This is a genomic window from Terrabacter sp. Soil810 (genome assembly GCF_001429645.1).
Taxonomy (GTDB): domain Bacteria; phylum Actinomycetota; class Actinomycetes; order Actinomycetales; family Dermatophilaceae; genus Terrabacter.
This window is the reverse complement of sequence record NZ_LMSW01000013.1, coordinates 45,436-68,777: the sequence shown is the minus strand read 5'-3', so window position 1 is coordinate 68,777 and position 23,342 is coordinate 45,436. Positions and strand designations below refer to the sequence as shown.

Below are 23,342 nucleotides of genomic sequence, written 5' to 3'. Positions count from 1 at the left end.
GAGAGAAGTTTGTGGTGAACACGCGGCAGCGGTTGCTGTCTGACCTCGACCGGGCACGGACCGCGGCAGTGCGGGCGGCGCGGGATCCCCAAGCGCGCGAAGCTCTTCCGCGCAAGGTGCGCAAGGAGGTCGAGCGTCGCCTGCCGCGCGTGCGCTCGGCCCGGCTACGCGTCGACCTGCCGCAGCCCGAGGTCCCGAGCGGACCGGTGGCGCGCCCGGACGTCGTCGCGGCCGTGGTCCTCGACGACTTCTCGCGGCTCGCCCTCGGCTACGAGTGGGTCCAGGTCTGCGTCACGCCACAGGACTGGCGCGACCAGCTCACCGCCAGGCCCGTCGACGTCCTCTTCGTCGAGTCGGCGTGGAACGGCAACGGCGGCACGTGGCGCCTTGCGATGACGACGGACGGCGGCCCGTCCCAGGCGCTGCGCGACCTCGTCGAGCACTGCCGCGCGACCGGAGTGCCCACGGTCTTCTGGAACAAGGAGGACCCGCCCAACTACGACCTCTTCGTCGAGACGGCGCGGCTCTTCGACCACGTGTTCACCGTCGACGCGGGGCGCATCCCCGACTACGAGCGGGACCTCGGTCACACGCGGATCGGCTTGCTGCCCTTCGGTGCCCAGCCTCGCATCCACACGCCTGTGCGTCAGGGAGCCGGCCGCAGCCGCGAGGTCGCCTTCGCCGGCAGCTACTTCGCCGACAAGCACGACGAGCGCCGCGCGCAGATGGCCTACGTCCTCGAGCCGGCGCTGCCGCTCGGGCTCGAGGTCTTCTCGCGCCTGGCCGGGCGTGACCCGCGCTACCAGTTCCCGAGGGCGTATGCCGCCGCGCTCGTCGGGAGCCTGCCGTACCGTCGGATGCTCGGCGCCTACACGGCCTACAAGGTCTTCCTCAACGTCAACTCGGTCACCGAGTCGCCGACGATGTGTGCCCGACGCCTCTTCGAGCTCTCGGCCGCGCAGACGCCCGTGCTGTCCGGGCCGGCGGCGTCGATCGACCCCTTCTTCGGCGACACGGTCCGGGTGACGCACGGGGCCGAGGAGACGACGCGTGAGCTGCGGGCGCTGCTCCAGCACGAGGACTACCGCGACCGGATCGGCCTCCGGGCCCACCGCCGGGTGCTCGACGCCCACACCTACGGCCACCGCGTCGACAGCGTGCTCGCGGCCGTCGGGCTCGAGACGCCGGCGCGAGACCTCGGCATCTCCGCGGTGGTCCCGACGATGCGTCCCGGGCAGGTCGACCACGTGCTGGGTTTCCTTGCGGCACAAGCCCACCAGGACGTCGAGCTCGTCCTCGTGACCCACGGCTTCGAGGTGGGGCGGGACGACGTGCGGCGTCGGGCCGAGTCGGCGGGTCTCGACCCGGCACGCGTCGTCGTCGTGTCGCGCCCCTCGACCGACACCCTCGGCGCGTGCATGAACGCCGGCGTCGACGCGGCCACTGGTCGCTACGTCGCGAAGATGGACGACGACAACGTCTACGCGGAGCACTACCTCGGCGACCTCGTCCGCGCCTTCGACTACACCGATGCTGCCGTCGTCGGGAAGTGGGCGCACTACGCGCACCTCACGGCGACCGGGGCGACGCTCCTGCGCTTCCCCGACGCGGAGCACCGCTACGTCGACCTCGTCCAGGGCGGGACGCTGCTGCTCGAGCGCGACCTCGCCCGACGCCTGCGGTTCGAGGACCTGCCGCGCCGGGTCGACACGACCTTCCTCGACAAGGTGCGAGCCGAGGGCGGCCGCGTCTACTCGACCGACCGCTTCAACTTCGTGTCCGTGCGCGCGTCGAACCCGGACGGCCACACGTGGCCGATCTCGGACGTCGAGCTCCTCTCTCGCCGTGGGGTGCTCGCCTTCCACGGCGACCCCACCGTCCACGTCACCGTCTGAGAGCTGGTCCACGTGCCCGTACCTGCCCGGCGCCTCGTCGCCTCCTACTGCTTCCCGCCCTACAGCGACACCGCCGCCGTCGTCGCGGCCAAGCGGGTCCACGACCGGGGCGAGCCCGTCGACGTCATCTGCAACGCGATGGACTCGATCCGCCACCAGGACCCGGACCTCGTCCAGCTCTGCGGCGGTCTCGTCCGACGCTTCGCCGCCGTGCCGTCGCGCACGGCCTTCAGCTCGTGGGGTTCGATCGTCGACTACCAGCACCTCGGACTGGAGACCTTCCTCCGATGGGAGTCGCTGCAAGGGCAGTACGAGTCCGTCTACAGCAGAGCGCAGTTCGCGGCGTCCCACTTCCTCGCGGTCGCGCTGAAGACGGCCCGCCCTGCCATCCGGTGGGACGCCGAGTTCTCCGACCCGCTGTCGCACGACGTCCTCGGCCAGGTGCGCGCCGCCCCGGCCCACGACGACCGGACCCTGGCCCGGCTGCGGTCGGCCGTCGAGGCGGCCGGCTACCGGCCGCCGACCGGCCTCAACGCCTTCGAGTGGTGCGAGGTCGCGGCCTTCGCCCTCGCCGACTCGGTGATGTTCACCAACACCCGTCAGCGCGACTTCATGCTCGAGAGCTGCCACGACCGCGAGCTCGCTGCCCGGGCCGAGCGAGTGGCTGTCGTGTCGCCGCACCCGACGCCGCCGGCCGCCCTCTACGACGCGAAACCGTCTGCGCACCAATTCGACCCGGGCCGTCGGCACATCGGCTACTTCGGCAACTTCTACGCCAACCGAGGCGTCTCGGGTGTGCTCGACGCCCTGGCACTGCTGCCGCGCGAGTCCCGGGACCGCGTGGTGCTCCACGTCTTCACCTCGAAGCCGGAGGAGCTGCACGACGTCGTCGTCGCCCGTGGTCTCGCCGACTGCGTCCGCGTCGGACCCTTCGTCGGCTACCTCGAGTTCCTCGCGCTCTCACGCCGGATGGACTGCCTCCTCGTCAACGACGCGGTGAGCCCGCCCGGCGCGCCGAACCCCTTCCTGCCCTCGAAGTGGAGCGACTACCGCGGCAGCGGCACCCGGGTCTGGGGAGTCGTCGAGGAGGGCAGTGCCCTCGACGAGCAGCCGCTCGACCACCGCTCGCCGATCGAGCACGTCAGTGCGGCCGTGCAGGTGCTCCGCCGGATCAGCGCTCTCCCAGCACGATCCGGCGCAGCCGCTCTGCCGAGTCCGTCCCGCTGAAGCGCTCGCGCACCGTGTCGACGGTGCGTCCGCTCGCGTCGTCCCACGTGCCGGAGCCGCTGATCCGCAGGATGCGCTCGGCGGCCTCGGCGGGGGTGGTGGCCACCCAGTCGCCGGGGAAGAGTCCGGTCGCACCTCCGATGCCGGCATACACCGGCCAGTCGCGCACGACCGGGACGGCGCCGCTCGCGGCCATCTCGACGAGGCCGATGTGGAAGCCCTCGCGGCGGCTCGAGCTGACGGCCCAGCCGACCTCGCGGAGGTGCTCGGGCAGGCGCGTGGTGTAGCCGACGAAGTCGACGCCGTCGCCGACGAGCGGGTCGGCCATCCGGGCGTGGAAGGCGCGGGCGGCGTCGCGCTCGACGGGGTTCGGGTTGTCGACCGCGAAGTCGGCGCCGATGAGGCGCAGCCGCCAGCGGGGGTCCTGCCGGCGCAGCTCGGCGAGCACGTCGAGGGTCCAGAGGGGGTCCTTGACCTGCTGCGCCCAGCCGACCATGCCGAGCGTCGTGCGGGCGGCCTCGGACTTGGGCCGGACGTAGCGCTCGACGTCGACGGGGTTGGCGACGACGTGCTGGCGTATGCCGTCCAGACGGCCGCCCAGCGCCGCCGCGGCCGCGCGCCGCAGGTGGTCGCTCGGGAAGATGACGTCGTCGACCTTGTCCCACTCGGCGGTGTGCAGCCAGGCGCTGAGGGTGTCGACGCCGTGGAGGCGGACGACGACGCGGGTCCCCTCCGGCACGACCTGCGTGACCCAGGTGAGGCCCTTGTCGGCCCAGTCGACGAAGACGACGTCGGCCGAGAGCGCCTCGGCGGTGGCGAGGTCGAGGGCCGGCGGGTGCCCTGTCGCGGCGAGCAGCCGCTCGCGCACCGTCACCGGGTCGACGCCGGTGTTGGCGAAGCGCTTCTGCCGGGCGGCCAGGTCGAGCACCTCGACATCGGCGTGGTCGGAGAGGCCGGCGACGACGGCGGTGGCGAACTTCGGGTAGGCGCCCGGCAGCACGGTGACGCTCGGGCGGGTGCTCCCGGGAGCCCGGGACGGTCGCGGCTGGCGGACCGTCGGGCTCGTCGTCCGGCGGCCGAGCAGGCGACCGACCTCGGTCTCGCGCAGGGGAGCGAGGAAGGTGTCGGGCTCCGACACGATCGCCGAGCGGGTCTCTGCCGTGTGCAGCCGCCGGGTGAAGAGCAGGTCGAGCGCCACCGTGGTGAGGAAGGCGGCGCGGTCGAGGTCGCCGTCGGCCAGGGCCTCGTCGGCCTCGCGCATCGTGGCGCCGGCGGCGCCGACCACGTCGACCGCCCCGGGGTCGGTCCCGGTCAGCACGGACCGGAGGGCCGCGAGCGCCGGGTGCCCGAGCGGGCCGAAGACGGCCTCGCGGTCCTCGAGCAGCTGGCCGGCCGCCTCGAGCCGGCCGGCCCGCAGCAGGCGGTAGGCGACCATGGTCCACAGCTCGGGGTCGAGCCCGGCGCGGGTGCGTGAGGCGTCGTCGCGCAGCAGTCGGGACGCCCGGCGGGCGGCATGGGCGTCGGCGAGCGAGCCGCGCAGCTGGCTCGCGGCCGTGCGCAGCACGAGACCGGCGAGCTCGGGCGCGCCGACGGCCGGGCTGTCGTCGCGCCACGTGCGCAGCAGGGTCGAGCCGGCGCGGTCGAGGACGACGCGCGTGCCCGGCTCGGCGAGGAGCGCGGCCGCCCGCGTGTCGACGCGGGCGTAGGCCGGCGCCGCGAGCCGGGCGGGCACGAGCTCGGGGAGGGCGCGACGGCCCAGGCGCAGGCCCTCCTGCGACGCGCGGAGCGCGAGCCGACGGCTGCGGGGCGCACCGGCGGTGACGCGGGACTCGATCCACCCGAGGGACGTGGGGAGCACCTCCACCCGGTGGGTCTCGGGGAGCTTCCGCAGGCTCTGCTTGAGCCGCCCGCGGTAGTGCAGGACGCGTATGCCGTGCCCGCTGCGGGCGAGGAAGCCGAGCATCCGGGCGTGCTCGTTGACGGACCCCGCGCTGCCCGCGACGACGACGAGCGACCGGGCGCCGGACGGCTGGGTGAGGAAGAGGCCGAAGCCGTCGGCCGTCCCGTCGACGTGGCTGGGCGCCAAGGACGTGAGGCCGACGATGCCCGCGTCACGGAGGGCTCCCTCGACGTGGGCGCGGCCGTCGGGGTGGAGCCCGGCGACGCGTCGCAGGTCGGCGAGCTCCGAGGCCACGAGCGCGTTCGTCACGGCGCTGCGGTCGACCGGGTCCGCCTGGGTCCCGGTGGTCAGGGCCGTGAGGACGGACAGGTGGGCCCGGACGGCCGCCTCGGGGTCGACGTCGACGGGTGCGCCGGGGTCGTCGACGCGCGTGTGGAGCGGCGCGGGTGTCAGGTCGAGCTCGGCGAACTGGCGGTCGAACCGGCTGAGCAGGTGGCCGTGGAGCACCGTGTCCTCGCTGCCGCACAGCCCCCCGACGAACGGGGTGTCGGCGAGCCACCGCGTCGGGTAGAGCCTCCCGCCGCGACCCCGCAGGCTCTCGGCGGCGAGGTGTGGCGCGACGTGCCGTGGGGCGTCGTCGCCCGCCGGCGTGGTGGCGACGACGATGCGCTCGGGGTGGCGGGCGGCATACAACGTCTCGAGGTGGGTCGGCGCGAGGGTGTCGGTGCCGTCGACGAACGTCGTCCACGGCGCTCGCGCGAGCCCGACGCCGACGTTGCGGGTGGCCGCGGACGATGCGGCCACGGCGTCGACGAGCTCGACCTCGTGGCCGGCCAGCGGTCCTCGCGTCACGCGCTCGACGGCATCACGGGCGCTCGACCCGGCCCCGTGGACCACGACGACGACCTCGAACCGGTCGGCCGGGAGGGTCTGGGCCGCCAGCGCACCGAGGCACGCGGCCACCCGGTCGCAGGAGCCGTGGGCGGACACCACGACGGAGAGGTCACGCACCCGGCGAACGTAGTCAGACGATGTGAATAGGCTGGACGGAGCCGCGACCGCGGGGGTGAACGACCGGTGACGAGGAGGTGGCGTGCCCGAGGGAGACACCGTGTGGCGCACCGCCACCCGCCTCGACGAGGCCCTGGCCGGCCGCGAGATCGTCGAGTCCGACCTGCGCTGGCCCGACATCTCGACCGCGGACCTCACCGGCCGCACGACGCTCGAGGTGGTCAGCCGCGGCAAGCACCTGCTGCACCGCATCGAGGGCGGGCTGACCCTGCACTCGCACCTGCGCATGGAGGGCCAGTGGCGCGTCGAGGCGACGCGGGGGCTGTCGCCCCGGTGGCGCCGCAACCCGCAGCTGCGCGCCCTCGTCGCTGCGCCGGACTGGACCGCACTGGGGCTGCGTCTCGGCATGCTCGACCTCGTGCCGACCGCCCGCGAGGGTGACGTCGTCGGACACCTCGGGCCCGACGTGCTCGGCCCGGACTGGGACCTGGTGCTCGCCGTCGACCACGTCGCCGGCGCCCGGGTCCCGATCGGGCAGGCGCTGCTCGACCAGCGCAACCTCGCCGGCATCGGCACGATGTGGTGCGCCGAGACGCTCTTCCTCGAGCGGGTGCCCCCGTGGAGCCTCGCCGACGAGCTGGGCCGCGAGACCGTCGAGCGGGTCGTGTCCCGCGCCCACCGTCTCATCGACAACGGCCGCCGTCGCGCCGTGCAGTCGAGCACCGGCAGCCCGCGCCTCGACGAGGCCCACTACGTCCACGCCCGCAGCGGCCGGCCCTGCCGACGCTGTGGCGCGACGGTGCGCGTCGCGATGATCGGCGAGCCCACGCGGGAGCGCACGATGTTCTACTGCCCCGGCTGCCAGGGCGGCCTGGCACCGACCGACGACGGCCGGCCCCAGGCACCCCTCGGCTCGAACCGCGGTGCGAAGCGCTCGCGACGCTCCTCCTGAGCGGTGGGCGTCGGTGCCCACCGAACGCAACCACGTGTCGGCGGTCGGTCCTAGGGTGTTTGGGACCGCAGCACTTCGAGAGGAGCACGGCCATGGCATCCCGCCTCAACCCCTACATCGGTTTCAAGGACAACGCCCGAGCGGCGATGGAGTTCTACAGGTCCGTCTTCGGCGGCGAGCTCGTCGTCTCGACGTTCGGCGAGTTCGGTGACAACGGTCCCAGCGCCGACAACGTCATGCACGCACAGCTCGAGACGCCGAGCGGCTACACGATCATGGCGTCCGACACCCCCGAGCAGATGCCCTACCAGCCGGGCACCAACATCTCCGTCAGCCTGAGCGGCGACGACAGCGACGAGCTGCACGGCTACTGGGACAAGCTCGCCGATGGTGGCACCGTCATGATGCCCCTCGAGAAGCAGGCGTGGGGCGACGAGTTCGGCATGCTGACCGACCAGTTCGGCATCGGCTGGATGGTCAACATCGGCAGCGGGCAGCCCGACGAGGCACCGACGGGGTGACCTCGGGCGGGTCCGGTCGGGAGCTCAGTCCCGGCCGGGGCCGCCGTAGTGGCGCGCCAGCTGACGGGTGAGCTCGTCCGGACCGATGAGGCTCGAGTGCGTGCCCGCGGTGCCGCACGCCCACGCGCCCGCCACGGTCCCGGCCCGTGCCGCCGCGCGGGCGTCGCCGCCGGCGAGCCACGCGTGCAGGAACGCCGAGACGTACGCGTCGCCCGCTCCGTTGGAGTCCACGGCCGGGCGGCCTTCGATGTCGACGGCGGACACGGCGAACGACCCGCCCTCGCGCACCGTCACCCGGCTGCCGCGGGCGCCGTCCATGACGACGACGAGCCGCGCCCGCCCGCGGTCGAGGACGTCGGAGACGACGTCGTCCTCGACGCCGTCGAGGCGCGAGCCCGACACGAAGACGAGGTCGGCGGCATACGCGAACGGCCGGTGGTGCGGGTTGCGCCCGTCCCAGTCGTGCAGGTCGGTCGAGCTCGTGGCCCCCGCGGCCGTGGCGTCCTCGAGGGCACCGACGGTCCACGGCATGATCGAGGCGTGCACGTGCCGCGCCTCCGCGAGCGGGCCGCGCCAGAGCGCCGGGTCGGGTGCGAGGTCGTAGGGGTGGCGCGGGTCGTAGAAGGACATGCGGCGGCCGGTGGCGTCGACGAGGTTCACCGCCCGACGGGTGCCGCTCTCGTGGACGACGTGCTCGAAGCGGAGGCCCTCGGCGGCGAACCGGTCGAGGAGCATCCGGCCCTCGTGGTCGTCGCCGATGACGTCGACGAAGAGCGTGCCGAGGCCGAGGCGGTGGCAGCCGAGGGCGACACCGCTGCCCGTGTGGCCCACGACGGTGTCGATCGGCGGGACGACGTGCGAGTCGGCGAAGGGGACCGGCAGGGCGTCGACGCGCACGATGGTGTCGACGCCGGCACCGCCGACGACGAGGACGTCAGTCATCACGGCCTCATTGTGCACGGCCGGGCGCGATCAGGGGCGCGTGACGCTGAGCAGACCGAGGCACATCTCGTCGGTCGTGCCCTCGCCCCAGACGACGTAGCGCTCGGGCAGGCCCTGCAGGTCGGGAAGCTTGTCGCGCCAGGCCTGGTCGTGGGTGCAGCTGACCCGGATCGAGTCACCGGGACGGATCGCCGTCGCAGGGATCGGGACCGACCCCTGGTTGTCGAAGTCCCAGACCTTGATGTCGAGGAGCGTCTTCGCCTTCGCCGTGTCCGGGTTGAGCTCGATGCGCAGCGACGAGCCGAGCAGGTGCATGTGGCCGGCCACGGCGCGGATCGTCGCGGGTTGGTCGACGCGGCGCGTGCACGACTGGGTGGCGCCCGGGGTCGGGATGAGGGTGCCGTTGCAGACGAGCAGCAGTCCGTTGACGATGCGTGACGACATCGGGCCGAAGCGCTCGGTGACGTCGGCGACCGCCGCCTCGCGGTCGCAAAGCGGACCGGACTTGCCTGCGCGACAAGGCAGCTCGACCGGCGCCGGGTAGAGCATCGTCTCGAGCGGCTTGAGCTTCGGCGAGGCGGACAGGCGCAGCTGGACGGACGTGCGGTCGGGCGTCACGCCGTGCCGGAGGTTGTAGTGGACCTGCATGACGAGGAGGGAGCCGCGCTGCAGGGGGATGCCGACGTCGGCCGGCAGGACGTTCGCGCGGCCGCCCGGGGCCCACGCGCCCACCCATGGGGCGTCGTCAAGGCTGGCGCCGCGCGACCCGAGGCCGGTGCCGCCGAAGCAGGTCCAGCCGTTGCCGCCCGACTCGGCGTCCTTGGCTCGGGCGGCCGCCGCGGCCGACGGCGGCACGCGGAAGAGGATGACGTGGTGCACCTCCTGCGGCTGGCCCGGCGCGATGTCGAAGCCGGTCACGAACTCGTCGCGGGTGACCTCGGGGTCGAGGACGAAGCACCGGTAGTCGTCGGTGCCGGTCGTCGGCGCCTTCGGCGTGTAGGACACCGGGGACGTCACGGTCCGCATCGACTCGCCGGCTCGCAGCGCCGCCGGCTTGGCCGGGCCGACGGGCTTCGCGGCGTGGCCGGTGGCAGCCGTCGTCGGGTGGTCGGTGGCGCCCACCGAGTGCCCGGCCGCGTGCCCCTCGAGCCGGGCCTGGGCGGCCGGGTTCGGGGAGCCGCAGCCCGCCACGAGCAGGGCGATCGCCGCGACGGCCGCCGCGACCGCCGGGGTCGCCCGCATCGCTGGCCGGCCGCGTCGAGTCCTCATCCCTGCAGTCTAGGAACGTGACCGCGCCGCGGAGCCGTTGTCGAGCCTTTGCCCGGGTCAGGACTGCTCAGGCGCCCGGCTCACGGGTATCCGGCGCACGTCCGGGGCGCTCAGCCGCTCGGCGTTGGCCTCGGAGTCGGCGAGCTCCTTCTGCGACTCGAGCTCCGCCTCGACCCGGGCGATGTAGGCGGACACCTCGGCCTCGACCCGCTCGGCGTCCCAGCCGAGGACGGGGGCCACGATCTCGGCCACGGCCCGGGCGCTGTCGGCGCCACGGCTCGAGGTCTCGATGGAGATGCGCGTGCGGCGGGCCAGCACGTCGTCGAGGTGCAGCGCGCCCTCGTGCGTGGCGGCATACAGCGCCTCGACCCGGAGGTACTCCTCCGCGCCGGGGAGCGGCTGGTAGAGGGAGCGGTCGTCCTCGGCGAGGGCGAAGAGCTCGTGGACGAGCGAGCCGTAGCGCTCGAGCAGGTGGGTGATGCGCCACACCGGGAGGTCCTGGTGGCGCGCGAGCCGGTCGATCTGGTTGACGAGCGCGACGTAGCCCTCGGCGCCCGAGAGCGGGATGAACTCGGTGACGCTGTCGGAGACGTCGCCGCCGATGTCCTCACGGGCGGCGTCGACGGCGTCGGCGGCCATGACCCGGTAGGTGGTGTACTTGCCGCCGGCGATGGAGATGAGGCCGGGCTGCGGGCGCGCCACCGCGTGCTCGCGCGAGAGCTGGCTCGTGTCCTCGCTCTCTCCGGAGAGCAGGGGGCGCAGACCGGCGTAGACGCCCTGGATGTCGTCGTGTGTCAGCGGCACCTTCAGCACGGTGTTGATGTGCTCGAGGATGTAGTCGATGTCGGCCCGGGTCGCCGCGGGGTGGGCGAGGTCGAGCTCCCAGTCGGTGTCGGTCGTGCCGATGATCCAGTGGGTGCCCCACGGGATGACGAAGAGGACCGACTTCTCGGTGCGCAGGATGAGCCCGGTCTCGGAGTTGATCCGGTCGCGCGCGACGACGATGTGCACGCCCTTGCTGGCGCGCACGTGGAAGCGGCCGCGGCCACCGGCCATCGTCTGGATGTCGTCGGTCCACACGCCGGTGCAGTTGATGACGACGGAGGCCCGGACCTCGGTGCGTTCGCCCGTCTCGACGTCCTCGACGAGGGCGCCGACGACGCGCTCGCCCGCGCGCAGCAGCTCGACGACGCGGGCCGAGGCCAGCACGGTGGCGCCGTAGGCCGCAGCGGTGCGGACCGTCGTCAGCGTGTGCCGCGCGTCGTCGGCCTGGGCGTCGTAGTAGAGCAGGCCGCCGGTGAGGGAGTCGCGCTTGAGGGCCGGCGCGAGCTTGAGGGCGCCGGTGCGGGTCAGCTGCTTGTGCCGCGGCACCGACCGGGCGCCGCCCATCGAGTCGTAGAGGGTCAGGCCCGCGGTGACGTAGGGGCGCTCCCACCCGCGGTTGGTCAGCGGGTAGAGGAAGGAGACCGGCTTGACGAGGTGCGGGGCGATGCGGCTCAGCATGAGCTCGCGCTCCTTGAGCGCTTCGCGCACGAGGTCGAAGTTCATCTGCTCGAGGTAGCGCAGGCCGCCGTGGAAGAGCTTGGACGACCGCGAGGACGTGCCCGAGGCGAAGTCGCGCTGCTCGACGAGGGCCGTCGAGAGGCCGCGGGTGGCCGCGTCGAGGGCCACCCCACCGCCGGTCACGCCGCCACCGACGACGAGCACGTCGAACTGCTTGGTGGCGAGACGCTTCCACGCCCGCGCCCGGTAGTCCGCGTCCAGCCGCACTGGGCTCGTCATCGGTTCCCCTTCACGTCGCTGGTGAGACAGACACTCTAACGAGCGCACCCTGCGGGACGCGGGGCCGTCCGACCTCCCTCACGCACGGGTCTCGTGGGCGACACTGTGGAGGTGAGGTTCATGTGGGTCATCTGCCTTTTCGCCGGTCACCGGTGGCTCCGTGAGAGCCGCGACGGGGAGGCGATCATCGTCTGCGGGCGGTGTGACGCGATCAGCAGGGTGGCGGAGGCACGCGAGCGCCACCGCCTCCGCCAGCTCGGACGTGGCCACGGCGAGATGTAGGCGCGCGGCGGTACGGTCTGGTCATGCCGACGGAGCAGCGCAGCCATGTCGTGTCGATCGACCAGGGGACGACGAGCACCCGGGCCATGGTCTTCGACCGGAGGGGCCGCGTCGTCGCCGTCGACCAGATGGAGCACCGGCAGATCTTCCCGCGGGCCGGGTGGGTCGAGCACGACGCGATGGAGATCTGGCAGAACTCCCGCGTCGTCGTCGGAGGCGCGCTCGGCAAGGCGAACCTCAACGCCACCCACATCGCCGCGGTCGGCATCACGAACCAGCGCGAGACGACCGTCGTGTGGGAGCGGGCCACCGGCCGGCCGGTCCACAACGCCATCGTCTGGCAGGACACCCGCACCCAGGCGATCTGCGACGAGCTGGCGCGCGACGGTGGCGTCGAGCGCTTCAAGGACGTGACCGGGCTGCCGCTCGCGACGTACTTCGCCGGGCCCAAGGCCCGCTGGATCCTCGACCACGTCGACGGCGCCCGTGAGCGCGCCGAGGCCGGCGAGCTGCTCTTCGGGACCATCGACACCTGGCTGCTGTGGAACCTCACCGGCGGCGCCGACGACGACGGCGTCCACGTCACCGATGTCACGAACGCCTCTCGCACCCTCCTGATGGACCTGCGCACCCTCGACTGGGACGCCTCGGCCGCGGAGGCGATCGGGGTCCCCCTGGCGATGCTCCCCGAGATCCGCTCGTCGTCCGAGGTCTACGGCGCGTGCAAGCCGGGCATCCTCATCGACGTCCCCGTGGCGGGCATCCTCGGCGACCAGCAGGCGGCGACCTTCGGCCAGGCCTGTCTCGACGTCGGCACGGCCAAGAACACCTACGGCACGGGCAACTTCATGCTCCTCAACACAGGCGAGGAGATCGTCGCCTCGAAGAACGGCCTGCTGACGACGGTCTGCTACCGGCTCGGCGACGCCAAGCCGGTCTACGCCCTCGAGGGCTCGATCGCCGTGACCGGGTCGCTCGTGCAGTGGCTGCGCGACAACCTCGGCATCATCAAGGACGCCAAGGAGGTCGAGGCGCTCGCGGCGACCGTCGACGACAACGGAGGCGCCTACTTCGTGCCGGCCTTCTCGGGTCTCTTCGCCCCGCACTGGCGTCCCGACGCCCGTGGCGCGCTCGTCGGTCTCACCCGCTTCGTCAACAAGGGCCACATCGCGCGAGCGGCACTGGAGGCCACGGCGTTCCAGACGCGCGAGGTGCTCGAGGCGATGAACGCCGACTCCGGCGTGCCGCTCACCGAGCTGCGCGTCGACGGCGGCATGGTCGTCAACGAGACGCTCATGCAGTTCCAGGCCGACCTGCTCGGCGTCGACGTCGTGCGTCCGGTCGTGGCCGAGACCACGGCGCTCGGGGCCGCGTATGCCGCCGGGCTGGCCGTGGGCTACTGGGAGAGCACCGACGAGATCCGCGAGAACTGGGGCGAGGACCGTCGCTGGACCCCGCAGCTCGACGAGGCCGAGCGCGAGCGCCTCTTCCGCACCTGGAAGAAGGCCGTCGAGCGCACCCTCGACTGGGTCGACGACGACACACCCTGACGGCTCAGTCCTCGCCCTCGAGGTGCAGGACGACCTTGCGCAGCAGCCCGTTGAGGGCGACGAGCTCCTTGGCCGTGAGGCCGGAGAACGCGTCCTGCTCGCGGGCCATGCCGGCCTCGATCCCCTTCTCCCACAGCGCCCGTCCCGACGGCGTCGGTCGGATGAGGATGCGTCGCCGGTCGATGGGGTCGACCTCGCGGGTCGCGTGGCCTCGCTGGACGAGCCGGTCGACGCGTGAGGTCATGGCAGCGCGCGTGACGCCGCAGGAGTCCGCGAGCTGGGCCGGCGTGGCCTCCTCGGGGAACGGCTGGATCATCAGCGCGTGGAGGGTGCGGTAGTCCTCGATCGTGTCGTCCGTGCCGGCGTAGCTCGCGTGGTCGGCGGCCTTGAGCCGCTTGGTGATCGCCTGCATGCGGGTGACGGCGCCCTCGACCTCGGGGTCCATGTCCTCGAGGAGGCCGCTCCAGCGCGCGACGTGCCGGTCGACCGAGTCCTGCCGTGCTCTCGCCATGGCGTCAGTGTCGCAGAGGCATGCGGTCTGCGACGAGTCTCCTGACTATTCGTTGACAGATAGTCAGACATCTAACTACCTTCGGTTGTATGACCGCGCGCGACCTCCTCCGCCTCCGTGACGTCAGGCTCCTGCTGGCCGGCCAGGGCCTCTCGTGGGTCGGCGACGCCTTCAACCCGATCGCCCTGTCGGTGGCGGTCGTCCTGAGCGGCGGGGGAGCGGCCGAGCTCGGCATCGTCCTCGCGAGCGCCGTGGTGGCGCGGCTGCTCTGCACGCTCGTCGGTGGGGTGTGGGCCGACCGCATCACCCCGCACCGGATCATGGTCGTGGCCGACCTGACGCGGGCGGCGTCCGTCGCCGGCATGGCGCTCGCCTTCGCCGCCGGTGACCCGTCGGTTGCCCTGCTCGCCGGGCTCGCCGCCGTCACGGCGGGCGCCGGCGCGTTCTTCTACCCGGCCTTCGTCTCGCTCCGTCCCCTCGTCGTGCCGACCGCGGCCCTCCAGACCGCCAACGGCGCGATCAGCTTCCTCCAGTCGAGCGCCCAGGTGGCCGGCCCGGTCCTGGCCGGCCTCGTCGTCGCCCGGTTCGGGCCGGTCGCCGGCTTCACGGTCAACGCGCTGACGTTCGTCTGGTCGGCCCTCTGCGTCGCCCGCCTCCGGGCCCGCGCCGACCACGTCGCGGCCCGCTCCGGCATGCTGTCCGAGATCCGTGAGGGCCTGGCCGAGATCCGCAGCCGTGACTGGCTGTGGACGAGCCTCCTGTCGGCGGCGATGTTCCACGTCGCGAGCGGCGTCTTCATCGTCCTCGTCGAGGTGACGGCCGTGCGTGACCTCGGCGGCGCCCACGCCCTCGGGCTCATCACCGCCGCGCTCGGCGTCGGCGGACTCGTCGGCGGGCTCGTCGGGATGCGGCTCCAGCCGCGCCGGATGCTGCTCTGGGCCTTCGCAGCCCTCGGCCTCTACCCGCTCTTCCCCCTCGGGTTCGCCTGGCCCGGCGGCCTCGTGCCGATCATGGCGCTGGCCTTCGTCGCCCAGGCGGGGCTGCTCTACTTCGACGTCGGCTGGCAGACGGCCATCCAGCAGGGGGTGCCGCACGACCGGCTCGCCCGGGTCGTGTCCTGGGACGTGCTCATCTCGTTCGTCGCCCTGCCGCTCGGCAACGTCCTCGCGGGCCCGCTCAGCGAGCACGTCGAGACCGCCGACCTCATGGTCGGGACCGCCGTCTGGATGCTCGCCGCCGGCTGCTGGCCGCTCCTCGTCCGCAGCGTCCGGGGTTTCACCCGGGCGTCAGAGGTGCCTCAGCCCAGTGCGGCGATCGCGGCGTCGTAGTCGGGCTCCTGGCCGATGGACGGGACGACCTCGGTGTGGGTGACCGTGCCGTCGGCGTCGATGACGACGACGGCACGGGCGAGCAGCCCGGCGAAACCGCCGTTCTCCATCCGCACGCCGTAGTCGTAGCCGAAGCCCGACCGGAACGAGGAGGCCGCGACGACGTTCTCGATGCCCTCGGCGCCGCAGAAGCGGTTCAGGGCGAAGGGGAGGTCGGCGGACACGCAGACGACCGTCGCGTTGTCGAGACCGGCTGCCAGCTCGTTGAAGCGGCGGACGCTCGTCGCGCAGACACCGGTGTCGACGCTCGGGAAGATGTTGAGCACCACGCGCTTGCCCACGGGCAGCGTCACGTCGTCGCGCAGGTTCGTGCCGGTCAGCGTGTACGCCGGGGCGGGGGTGCCCACGGACGGCAGGTCGCCGACGGTGTGGACGGGGGTGTCTCCGAGGGAGGTGGTGGCCATGGACGTATCTAACACGGGCACGCTGGGACTACGGTCGCGGCATGCCCGCTGACGGCGCGACGTGCCTCGCGACCCGCTGCTTCTGCGAGCTGGTCCGCGCCGACGGGATCACACAGCCGGCCAACGCGTGGTCCTCGCTCGCGTTCGTCGTGGCCGGGGCCGCGGCCCTGCTCCTGCGGCCCGCGGCCCGACCCGAACGCGTCCTCGTGCCCCTCCTCGGGGTGGCGCTCGCCGCCGTCGGCCTCGGCAGCTTCGCCTTCCACGCGACCCTGACGCTGTGGGGCCAGTTCGTCGACGTCTTCCCGATGTACGCCGTCGGCTGCGTCCTGCTCGCCGGCGCGCTCGTGCGCCTCGGCTGGACCACCCCGCGTCGCGCTGCGGTCGGCGGCGTCGCCCTGCTCGTGGCGCTCGGCGTCCTGCTCTGGCTCTGGCCCGAGTCGCGGCGGGTCCTCTTCGCAGCCGTCCTCCTGCCCGGCATCGTCCTCGAGCTGGTGCGCACCCGCCGCGTCGGAGGCGACGGGCGCTGGCTGCACGTCGGGCTCGGTCTGCTCGTCGCGGCATACGCCCTCTGGGTGCTCGACCAGGCGGGCCTCCTCTGCGACCCGACGAGCTGGCTCCAGGGGCACGCCGCGTGGCACGTCCTCGGTGCGGTCGCCGGGTGGTGCCTCGCGCGCCACTGGGCGAGCCGTAGGTTGGTGGCATGACCGAGTCGCAGGACACCGGAGCGCGTTCGCGCCTCGTCATCAACCTCGTCGGGGTGGTCGGCATCCTCTTCGGAGTGCTGCCGATCGTGCGATACCTGCTCGACCTCTCGTACTTCGAGCTCACCACCGCGCCCTACGACTGGCTGGAGCTCGAGGGCGCGATGCGGTTCCTGCCGCCCGCCATGGTGCTCGTCGGGTGCATCGTCCTGGCCTACGTCCTCGAGCAGCGCCTCTCCCGCGACTGAGCCCCGGCGCCACGGCTGGACGGTCGGTGACCGTTCAACGACCGGCGCGTGATGTGATGTGGTCATGTCGGTCCGGGCCTCCCTCATCGCCGCGCTCGTCCTCGGGTCGGGTCTCACGATGGCGCCCGCCCCGTCGGCGCTCGCGGCGGCTTCAGTCGGGCAGGCCGCCGACCCCGTCGCCCCAGAGGTGTCGTCGGTTCCGGTCGGCGCCGAACCGGACGGCACGGCCGTGCGCCTCGACGTGTCCGTGTGGCCGCAGTCGAGCGGCAAGCACCCCGTCGTCCTGCTCGCCCACGGATTCGGCGGCTCCAAGGACTCGGTGACGAGCCAGGCGAACGACCTGCACGACCGCGGCTACGTCGTCGTCGCCTGGAGCGCCCGCGGCCACGGCCAGTCCGGCGGTCGCATCCACCTCAACGACCCGGCCTACGAGATCGCCGACGCCAGAACGCTGCTCGACCTCGCGGCCAGGCGCTCCGACGTCGAGCTCGACGCTCCCGGCGACCCGCGCGCGGGTGTCATGGGCGCCTCCTACGGCGGCGCGCTCGCCCTCATGCTCGCCGGCTCGGACCGGCGCGTCGACGGCGTCGTCTCGGCCATCACGTGGAACGACCTCGCCGACGCCTTCTTCCCGCAGGCCGCCGTCACGAGAGCGCCGACCACGGCAGCGGGCCGCTCGCCGATCGACGGCGCCGGACCCTTCAAGCAGGTCTGGGCGACGAACTTCTTCCTCTCGGCCCTGCGCGGCGGCGCGGGCGGCCAAGGTGGCCAGGGCGCGGGCGCCGACCGCTGCGGCCGGTTCGACCCCACCATCTGCAGGCTCTTCGTCCAGGCGTCCGAGACCGGCACCGCGTCACCGCAGCTGACCGCGCTGCTGCGCGCCCACAGCCCGAAGCCGACGATGAACGTCGTCACCGCGCCGACCTTCCTCGTGCAGGGGGTCGGCGACTCGCTCTTCGGCCTCGACCAGGCCGACGCCACCGCGTCGGCGCTCGCCGCCACGGGCGCGCCGTATGCCGTCCGGTGGAGCGACGGGGGCCACGACGCCGCGAGCACGCACGAGGCCGAGGAGGTCGAGGCGTCCTACACGTGGCTCGACCACTACGTCCGCGACCAGGGAGCGCGCGGATCGGCCCTGCCCACAGCGGCGTTCACGTACGGCACCCCGGCCGGTCGCGCCGGGCAGCCGACGACGCTCCACACCCTCACGGCATACCCCGGCCTGTCGGGCGCGGCGCTCCGGACGCGCGAGCTTCCCCTGGCGACGACGTCGGGGGCGCTCGTGCACCCGCCCGGTGGGCAACCCGCCTCGCTCATCGCGGTGCCCGGTCTCGCCGCCCTCGGGGTCAGCCTCTCGACCTACCAGATCGCGGCGCTGCCGGGTCAGTCGGCGGCTCTCGACACCCAGCCCCTCGCGGAGGCCGCCACCGTCGTGGGCTCGCCGACCATGCGCGTCACGGTCACGTCCGACAGTCCCGACGTCACGCTCTTCGCGTCGGTGTGGCGCGTCACCGGCGGCTCCGTGACCCTGACCAACCCGCTCGTCGCCCCGCTCCGGCTCGCCGTGACGCCGGGCCGGCCCACCCCGGTGACGATCTCGCTCCCGGCCGCGACCTACGAGATGCCCGCCGGCACGCGGTGGCGGGTGCTGTTGACGAGCACCGAGTCGACCTACTCGAACTCGCGCAGCCCGAGCGCCATCCGGATCTCCGACGCGTCCGCCATGACGTTGCCGGTCGCGACCGGTGCCACGGTCGACGGGGCTGTCGCGGGGGGTGTCGCCACCGAGACGATCCTCGCCGGCTCGGCGCTCGCGCTGCTCCTCGTCGCCGCGCTCGTCGGCTGGCTCGTCCGCCGCCGCCGACGGCTGCACCGGCCGACGCGTCCCGACCTCGCGGACGTGCCGCTCGTCGTCGAGGGACTCGTCAAGACGTATGCCGACGGGCACCGCGCCGTCGACGACGTGACGTGGCGGGCCGAGAAGGGCCAGGTCGTCGGGCTGCTCGGCCCCAACGGCGCCGGCAAGACCACGACGATGCGCATGGTCATGGGCCTCATCTCCTCCGACGCCGGGAGCGTCCACGTGCTCGGCGAGCCCGTGTCGGCCGGCTCCCGCGTGCTCGGCCGGGTCGGCGCGCTCATCGAGGGCCCGGGCTTCCTGCCGCACCTCACCGGGCGCCAGAACCTCGAGGCCTACTGGTCCGCGACGGGCCGCGCCCCCGAGGACGCCCACATCCCCGAGGCGCTCGACGTCGCGGCCCTCGGCGGCGCCGTCGACCGGCCCGTCAAGTCCTACAGCCACGGCATGAAGCAGCGGCTCGGCATCGCCCAGGCCATGCTCGGCCTGCCCGAGCTGCTCATCCTCGACGAGCCGACCAACGGTCTCGACCCGCCCCAGATCGCGGCGATGCGCCCGATCCTGCGCCGCTATGCCGAGACCGGGCGCACCGTCGTCGTCTCGAGCCACCTGCTCGCCGAGGTCGAGATGACGTGCACCCACGTCGTCGTCATGCACGCCGGCCGGGTCGTCACGCAGGGCCCCGTCGCCGAGCTCGTCGACAGCGACGACACGACGATCCTCGACCTGCCCGAGCACGTCGACCACACCCTCGTCAGCGCCGCCGTGCACGCCCTCGAGGCTGCGGACGGCGTCACCGAGGTGCGGGTCGACACCCCGACCCGCATCGTCGTCGTCGCCGACCGGGGCCGCGCCGAGGTGGTGGCCGCCGCCGTCACCGCGGGCCTCCCCGTCGTCGGCGTCAGCAGCCGGCGCCACCTCGAGGAGGTCTTCCTCGGGGTCATCTCGTCGGCGTCCGCCCCGGGGGTCGTGGGCGAGCCCGGAGACGAGGGGGCCTCCCTCGTCGAGCGACTGAGGCAGGTGAGGGCGCGATGAGCGACAACCCCGGAGACGCGCTGCTCGACGCCATCGAGCCGGCGTCGTCCGCCGCGAGCGGCGAGATCCACCAGGTGCGCGACCCGCTGTCGTGGCGCTCCGAGCTGCGCCGGCAGTGGGGGCGCAGGCGGACGCTCTGGGCTTTCGGCCTGCTCCTCGCGCTGCCCCTCGTCCTCGTCGGGTCGTTCGCCTTCGGCGAGCGGTCGAGCAACAGCCGCGGGGGTGCGTCCACGCGGATCTTCGACCTCGCCCAGAGCGGTGCGGCGAACTTCAGCCTCGTGCTCGTCTTCCTCGCCTCCGAGCTGCTGCTCGTGCTGCTCGCCGCCCTCTTCTGCGGCGACGCCGTGCCGTCCGAGGCGTCGTGGTCATCGCTGCGCTACCTGCTCATCGCACCGGTGCAGCGTGCGCGTCTGCTGACGAGCAAGCTTGCGATCGGCATCGCCTCGACGCTGCTCGCGACGGTCCTGCTGCCGGCGTGGGGCCTGCTCGTCGGCGGTGTCGCCTACGGCTGGGACCCCCTGACCAACCCCCTCGGCGAGAACCTCACGTGGGGCCAGTTCCTGCCCCGGCTCGCGCTCGCGATGGCCTACATCTTCGTGACCCTGCTGCCGATCGCGGCCATCGCCTTCTGGCTCGGGACGCGCTCCGACGCCCCGCTCGCGGCGGTCGGCGGCGCCGTGCTCGTCAGCATCCTGCTCAACATCCTCGACCAGCTCGACGCGCTCGACCCCTACCGCAACGCCTTCCCGGGCCACTACTCGCGGGCCTGGCAGGACGCCCTCGCCGTGTCACCGGACTACACCGACATGGTGCACGGCGCCCTCTGGGCGCTCGTGTGGGCGGTCGCCTTCACGATGCTCGCCTACCGCCGCTTCCGCCGCAGCGACATCCTCAGCTGAGCTCAGAGTCGCGCGGCCTCGGGGATGATGCGCTCGCCGATGAGCTCGAGCACGTCGGTCTTCGAGCCGTCACCGACGCCCAGCTGCACGTGCGTCACGCCGAGCCCGGCGAGGTCGCGCAGGTGCTCGAGGGTGGCGTCGACGTTCTCGCCGTTCGGGCCCGGGTCGACGGGCCCCATGACGGTCTTCTCGATCTCGTCGTAGTCGCGGCCGAGCGCGTCGCAGTGCCCGCGCAGCACCTCGAGCTTGTGGGCGAGGTCGGGGCTGTCGAAGAGGTTGCAGGCCTGGGCGTACTGCGCGACCATCCGCAGCGTCTTCTTCTCGCCGCCGCCACCGATGAGGATCGGCGGGTGCGGGCGCTGCACCGACTGCGGCGAGTTGAGGGTGCTGCCGAGCCGGTAGTGCCTGCCGGCATACGGCTCGACACTGTCGCCCCACATCTGGAGGCAGATCTGCAGCGTCTCCTCGAGGCGCTCGAACCGCTCGGCCGTGGCGGGGAAGGGCAGGCCGAGACCGATGCACTCATCCTCGTTCCAGGCGGCGCCGATGCCGAGCATGGCGCGGCCCTTCGACAGCACGTCGAGGGTCGTGACCTCCTTGGCGAGCAGGCCCGGCTCGCGGTAGACGGCGGCCGTGACCCACGCGAGCAGCTGGACCTTCTCGGTGACCGCGGCGAGGAAGCCGAGGGCCGTGTAGGCCTCGAGCATCTCGTGCTCCTTCGGCCCGAGCATGCCGATCTGCCAGACGTGGTCCATGACCGAGAGCTTCGTGAAGCCGACGTCCTCCGCCGTGCGCGCCGTGCGCACGAGGTCGTCGACGAAGGTGGAGGAGCCGCCGCTCCACGTGAAGTTGGCGAGGTGCAGTCCGAGATGCATCCTCCGACACTACGTCCGCTCACTGGGAGCGGGGGTCCCTCAGGAGGCGTCGGGATCCGCCGTCACCTGCGCGCCCGACACGGGCGGCTCGGCCGACCACGGGAAGACGATCCACTTGTCAGTCTGGCGCCAGACGTAGTCGGGCGTGACGACCGAGCCCGGCTTGCCGAAGAGCACCGCGCTCCGGGCCTCCGCGCCGCGCTCCTGGAGCAGCAGCCCGCCACCCAGGATGAGGCCGCCGCGGGCGACGGCGACGTGCACCTCGGGGCGGAAGCTCGAGTCGGCCACGAGGGTCGCGAGCTCACGGACCGCGACGCCGAAGCGTTCCCACGTCAGCACCTCCACCTCACGTGAACGTCGTGTCTCGGGTGTCGAGGGTTCGGGCAGACTGGCCGCATGGCCCTCGACCCGACCCGCGCGCCCCGCCCGCTCCAGCCGTCCCGGCGCTCGCAGGTGCCGCCCTTCGAGGTCATGGACGTCCTCGACCGGGTGGCCGTGCTGCGGTCCGAGGGCCGCGACGTCGTGTCCCTCTGCGCCGGTGAGCCGTCCGGGGGTGCGCCGAGCCTCGTCTCGGAGGCCGCGGCGCGGATCCACGGCTCGGGCCGGGCCCTGACCTACACGTCCGCCCTCGGCATCCGTGAGCTGCGCTCCGAGATCGCGGCGCACTACGGCCGCTGGTACGACCTCGACGTCGACCCCGCGCGGGTCGCGATCACGACCGGCTCGTCCGGGGGCTTCGTCCTCGCCTTCCTCGCCGCCTTCGAGGCGGGGGACCGCGTGGCTCTCGCCCGCCCGGGCTACCCCGCCTACCGCAACATCCTCACCTCGCTCGGCTGCGAGGTCGCCCTGATCGACTGCGGCCCCGAGACCCGTTACCAGCCGACGCCGGAGCTGCTCGACGCCGCGCAGGCCGACGGCCCGCTCGCCGGGCTCATCGTCGCCTCGCCGGCCAACCCCACCGGCACGATGGTCGACCGGGCCGAGCTCGCCGCGATCACCGGGTGGTGCGCCGAGCGTGGGGTGCGCCTCGTCAGCGACGAGATCTACCACGGGGTCACCTATCCCGAGCCGGATGCAGCCGACCCGCCTGGCGTCTGTGCGTGGGAGTCCGACGACACCTCCATCGTCATCTCCTCCTTCAGCAAGTACTGGGGCATGACCGGCTGGCGCCTGGGCTGGATGCTGCTGCCCGCCGACCTCGCGCGCCCCGTCGACGCGCTCGCGGGCAACGTCGCGCTGTGTCCTCCGGCGCCGGCGCAGTATGCCGCCGTGTCGGCTTTCGCGGAGGAGTCCTACCGCGAGTGCGACGAAGCGGTCGCCGAGTTCGCGCGAACCCGGAAGCTCTTGCTGGACAACGCGTCCCGACTGGGCTGGGGTGAGTCCGCCCCGCCCGACGGCGCGTTCTACTACTGGGCCGACCTCGGACCACAGCTGGCCCGCTGGGGCGGCTCGGCGGCATACGCCACGGCCCTGCTCGAGGAGGTCGGCGTCGCGATCACGCCCGGCGGCGACTTCGACGACCGCGCCGGGGGGCACTCCGTGCGGCTCAGCTTCGCCGCAGGAGTGACCGCGGTCGGCGAGGCGATCGAGCGGATTGAGGCCTTCAACAGCCGCTGACCCGAGTGCGCCTCCGGCCGCGTCGAAGCCCCCAACCTCTTGGGGGCTTCGATCAGCCTCACCCCTTCCGGGTCGTCAGAGGATGAGCACCACCGCAGCGATAACCGCTCCGGCCAGGCTCAGCGTGCTGAGCACGAAGCTCATCACGGCGCCTGCGGTCCAGTAGCCGGACCGGTCGCGGACACTCGCACCCAGCAGGCCGAAGCCTGCCGTGAGCAGCACTCCACCGGCGATCCAGCTGCCGAGGTACCAGGCTTCGCTCAGGCCTGCCAAGATCCAGCCTGCCGGCACGAAGTATGCGTACGCACCGAAGGCTGCCACCAGAAGACCGATGGTGATGAGCGTGTAGTCCAACGTGCGGTTGCGGAACAACCGCGGAAGACGTTCGGTCCCCACACGTTCCTTCTCAAGGAGCTGTGTCATTGTCCTCACCTCCTCTCCAAGCCTCACCTCCAGCGTCTCTCGCCTGCCGGGT

Annotated in this window: 20 protein-coding genes; 11 read left to right on the top strand and 9 right to left on the bottom strand. The window is 72.9% G+C overall.

Going from position 1 to position 23,342, the window contains the following annotated elements; all coding sequences use genetic code 11:
- Window positions 1-14 precede the first annotated feature (14 nt).
- Window positions 15-1,895, top strand: a complete 1,881-nt coding sequence (locus tag ASG96_RS17110) for a glycosyltransferase (protein ID WP_056751256.1) — start codon at window positions 15-17, stop codon at window positions 1,893-1,895.
- Between the two features lie 12 nt (window positions 1,896-1,907).
- The gene (locus ASG96_RS17105) at window positions 1,908-3,122 is read left to right on the top strand and encodes a hypothetical protein (RefSeq protein WP_057588726.1); all 1,215 of its coding nucleotides are present in this window, start codon (window positions 1,908-1,910) and stop codon (window positions 3,120-3,122) included.
- On the opposite strand, the gene ASG96_RS17100 is transcribed toward ASG96_RS17105, so the two are convergent.
- Window positions 3,067-6,033: a glycosyltransferase gene (locus ASG96_RS17100; RefSeq protein WP_057588725.1), complete on the bottom strand. Its 2,967-nt coding sequence runs from the start codon at window positions 6,031-6,033 to the stop codon at window positions 3,067-3,069. The genes ASG96_RS17105 and ASG96_RS17100 overlap by 56 nt on opposite strands.
- 82 nt (window positions 6,034-6,115) lie before the next feature.
- On the opposite strand from ASG96_RS17100, the gene ASG96_RS17095 reads away from it, so the two are divergent.
- Window positions 6,116-6,985, top strand: coding sequence for a DNA-formamidopyrimidine glycosylase family protein (locus ASG96_RS17095; protein WP_057588724.1), 870 nt, complete (start codon window positions 6,116-6,118; stop codon window positions 6,983-6,985).
- A gap of 92 nt (window positions 6,986-7,077) precedes the next feature.
- On the top strand, window positions 7,078-7,506 hold the full coding sequence (locus ASG96_RS17090) for a VOC family protein (protein ID WP_056751266.1): 429 nt from the start codon (window positions 7,078-7,080) through the stop codon (window positions 7,504-7,506).
- A gap of 24 nt (window positions 7,507-7,530) precedes the next feature.
- On the opposite strand, the gene ASG96_RS17085 is transcribed toward ASG96_RS17090, so the two are convergent.
- From ASG96_RS17085 to ASG96_RS17075, 3 genes are read right to left on the bottom strand one after another with little or no spacing between them, the layout of a single operon-like run.
- Window positions 7,531-8,448: a carbohydrate kinase family protein gene (locus ASG96_RS17085; RefSeq protein ID WP_056751269.1), complete on the bottom strand. Its 918-nt coding sequence runs from the start codon at window positions 8,446-8,448 to the stop codon at window positions 7,531-7,533.
- 30 nt (window positions 8,449-8,478) lie between these two features.
- On the bottom strand, window positions 8,479-9,717 hold the full coding sequence (locus tag ASG96_RS17080; protein WP_235506358.1) for a hypothetical protein: 1,239 nt from the start codon (window positions 9,715-9,717) through the stop codon (window positions 8,479-8,481).
- Between the two features lie 57 nt (window positions 9,718-9,774).
- Window positions 9,775-11,499, bottom strand: a complete 1,725-nt coding sequence (locus tag ASG96_RS17075) for a glycerol-3-phosphate dehydrogenase/oxidase (RefSeq protein WP_056751276.1) — start codon at window positions 11,497-11,499, stop codon at window positions 9,775-9,777.
- A 305-nt stretch (window positions 11,500-11,804) separates the two neighbouring features.
- Between ASG96_RS17075 and glpK the strand changes: the two genes are divergently transcribed.
- A complete protein-coding gene (gene glpK / locus ASG96_RS17070) occupies window positions 11,805-13,331 on the top strand; it encodes a glycerol kinase GlpK (protein WP_056751280.1) in 1,527 nt (508 codons plus the stop codon).
- Window positions 13,332-13,335: 4 nt separating this feature from the next.
- On the opposite strand, the gene ASG96_RS17065 is transcribed toward glpK, so the two are convergent.
- Window positions 13,336-13,842 carry a MarR family winged helix-turn-helix transcriptional regulator gene (locus ASG96_RS17065; protein WP_056751283.1) on the bottom strand — a complete coding sequence of 169 codons (507 nt, stop codon included), beginning with the start codon at window positions 13,840-13,842 and terminating at the stop codon, window positions 13,336-13,338.
- An 89-nt stretch (window positions 13,843-13,931) separates the two neighbouring features.
- Here ASG96_RS17065 and ASG96_RS17060 point away from each other — a divergent pair, with 89 nt between their 5' ends.
- Entirely contained in the window at window positions 13,932-15,170 is a 1,239-nt protein-coding gene (locus ASG96_RS17060; protein ID WP_056751284.1) for an MFS transporter, read from the top strand.
- Here the strand turns inward: ASG96_RS17060 and tpx are convergent.
- Window positions 15,140-15,634: a thiol peroxidase gene (gene tpx / locus ASG96_RS17055; protein WP_056751286.1), complete on the bottom strand. Its 495-nt coding sequence runs from the start codon at window positions 15,632-15,634 to the stop codon at window positions 15,140-15,142. The two genes, ASG96_RS17060 and tpx, sit on opposite strands and share 31 nt — an antisense overlap.
- Window positions 15,635-15,675: 41 nt before the next feature.
- Between tpx and ASG96_RS17050 the strand changes: the two genes are divergently transcribed.
- The 4 genes from ASG96_RS17050 to ASG96_RS17035 all read left to right on the top strand — a co-directional run bounded on the left by ASG96_RS17050 (window position 15,676) and on the right by ASG96_RS17035 (window position 20,375).
- Entirely contained in the window at window positions 15,676-16,338 is a 663-nt protein-coding gene (locus ASG96_RS17050; RefSeq protein WP_057588723.1) for a ceramidase domain-containing protein, read from the top strand.
- A complete protein-coding gene (locus tag ASG96_RS17045) occupies window positions 16,335-16,583 on the top strand; it encodes a hypothetical protein (RefSeq protein ID WP_057588722.1) in 249 nt (82 codons plus the stop codon). The genes ASG96_RS17050 and ASG96_RS17045 overlap by 4 nt, the downstream gene beginning before the upstream one ends.
- 64 nt (window positions 16,584-16,647) lie before the next feature.
- The gene (locus ASG96_RS17040) at window positions 16,648-19,476 is read left to right on the top strand and encodes an alpha/beta fold hydrolase (protein ID WP_235509207.1); all 2,829 of its coding nucleotides are present in this window, start codon (window positions 16,648-16,650) and stop codon (window positions 19,474-19,476) included.
- Complete coding sequence (locus ASG96_RS17035; protein WP_057588720.1) at window positions 19,473-20,375, top strand: ABC transporter permease; 903 nt, start codon at window positions 19,473-19,475, stop codon at window positions 20,373-20,375. The genes ASG96_RS17040 and ASG96_RS17035 overlap by 4 nt, the downstream gene beginning before the upstream one ends.
- A gap of 2 nt (window positions 20,376-20,377) precedes the next feature.
- On the opposite strand, the gene ASG96_RS17030 is transcribed toward ASG96_RS17035, so the two are convergent.
- Together ASG96_RS17030 and ASG96_RS22760 are read right to left on the bottom strand one after the other, a co-directional pair.
- Complete coding sequence (locus tag ASG96_RS17030) at window positions 20,378-21,250, bottom strand: LLM class F420-dependent oxidoreductase (RefSeq protein ID WP_056751298.1); 873 nt, start codon at window positions 21,248-21,250, stop codon at window positions 20,378-20,380.
- Between the two features lie 39 nt (window positions 21,251-21,289).
- Window positions 21,290-21,595 carry a hypothetical protein gene (locus ASG96_RS22760; RefSeq protein WP_157610962.1) on the bottom strand — a complete coding sequence of 102 codons (306 nt, stop codon included), beginning with the start codon at window positions 21,593-21,595 and terminating at the stop codon, window positions 21,290-21,292.
- Between the two features lie 51 nt (window positions 21,596-21,646).
- On the opposite strand from ASG96_RS22760, the gene ASG96_RS17020 reads away from it, so the two are divergent.
- A complete protein-coding gene (locus ASG96_RS17020; RefSeq protein WP_057588719.1) occupies window positions 21,647-22,867 on the top strand; it encodes an aminotransferase class I/II-fold pyridoxal phosphate-dependent enzyme in 1,221 nt (406 codons plus the stop codon).
- 75 nt (window positions 22,868-22,942) lie between these two features.
- On the opposite strand, the gene ASG96_RS17015 is transcribed toward ASG96_RS17020, so the two are convergent.
- Window positions 22,943-23,290 carry a hypothetical protein gene (locus ASG96_RS17015; RefSeq protein WP_157610960.1) on the bottom strand — a complete coding sequence of 116 codons (348 nt, stop codon included), beginning with the start codon at window positions 23,288-23,290 and terminating at the stop codon, window positions 22,943-22,945.
- Window positions 23,291-23,342 lie beyond the last annotated feature (52 nt).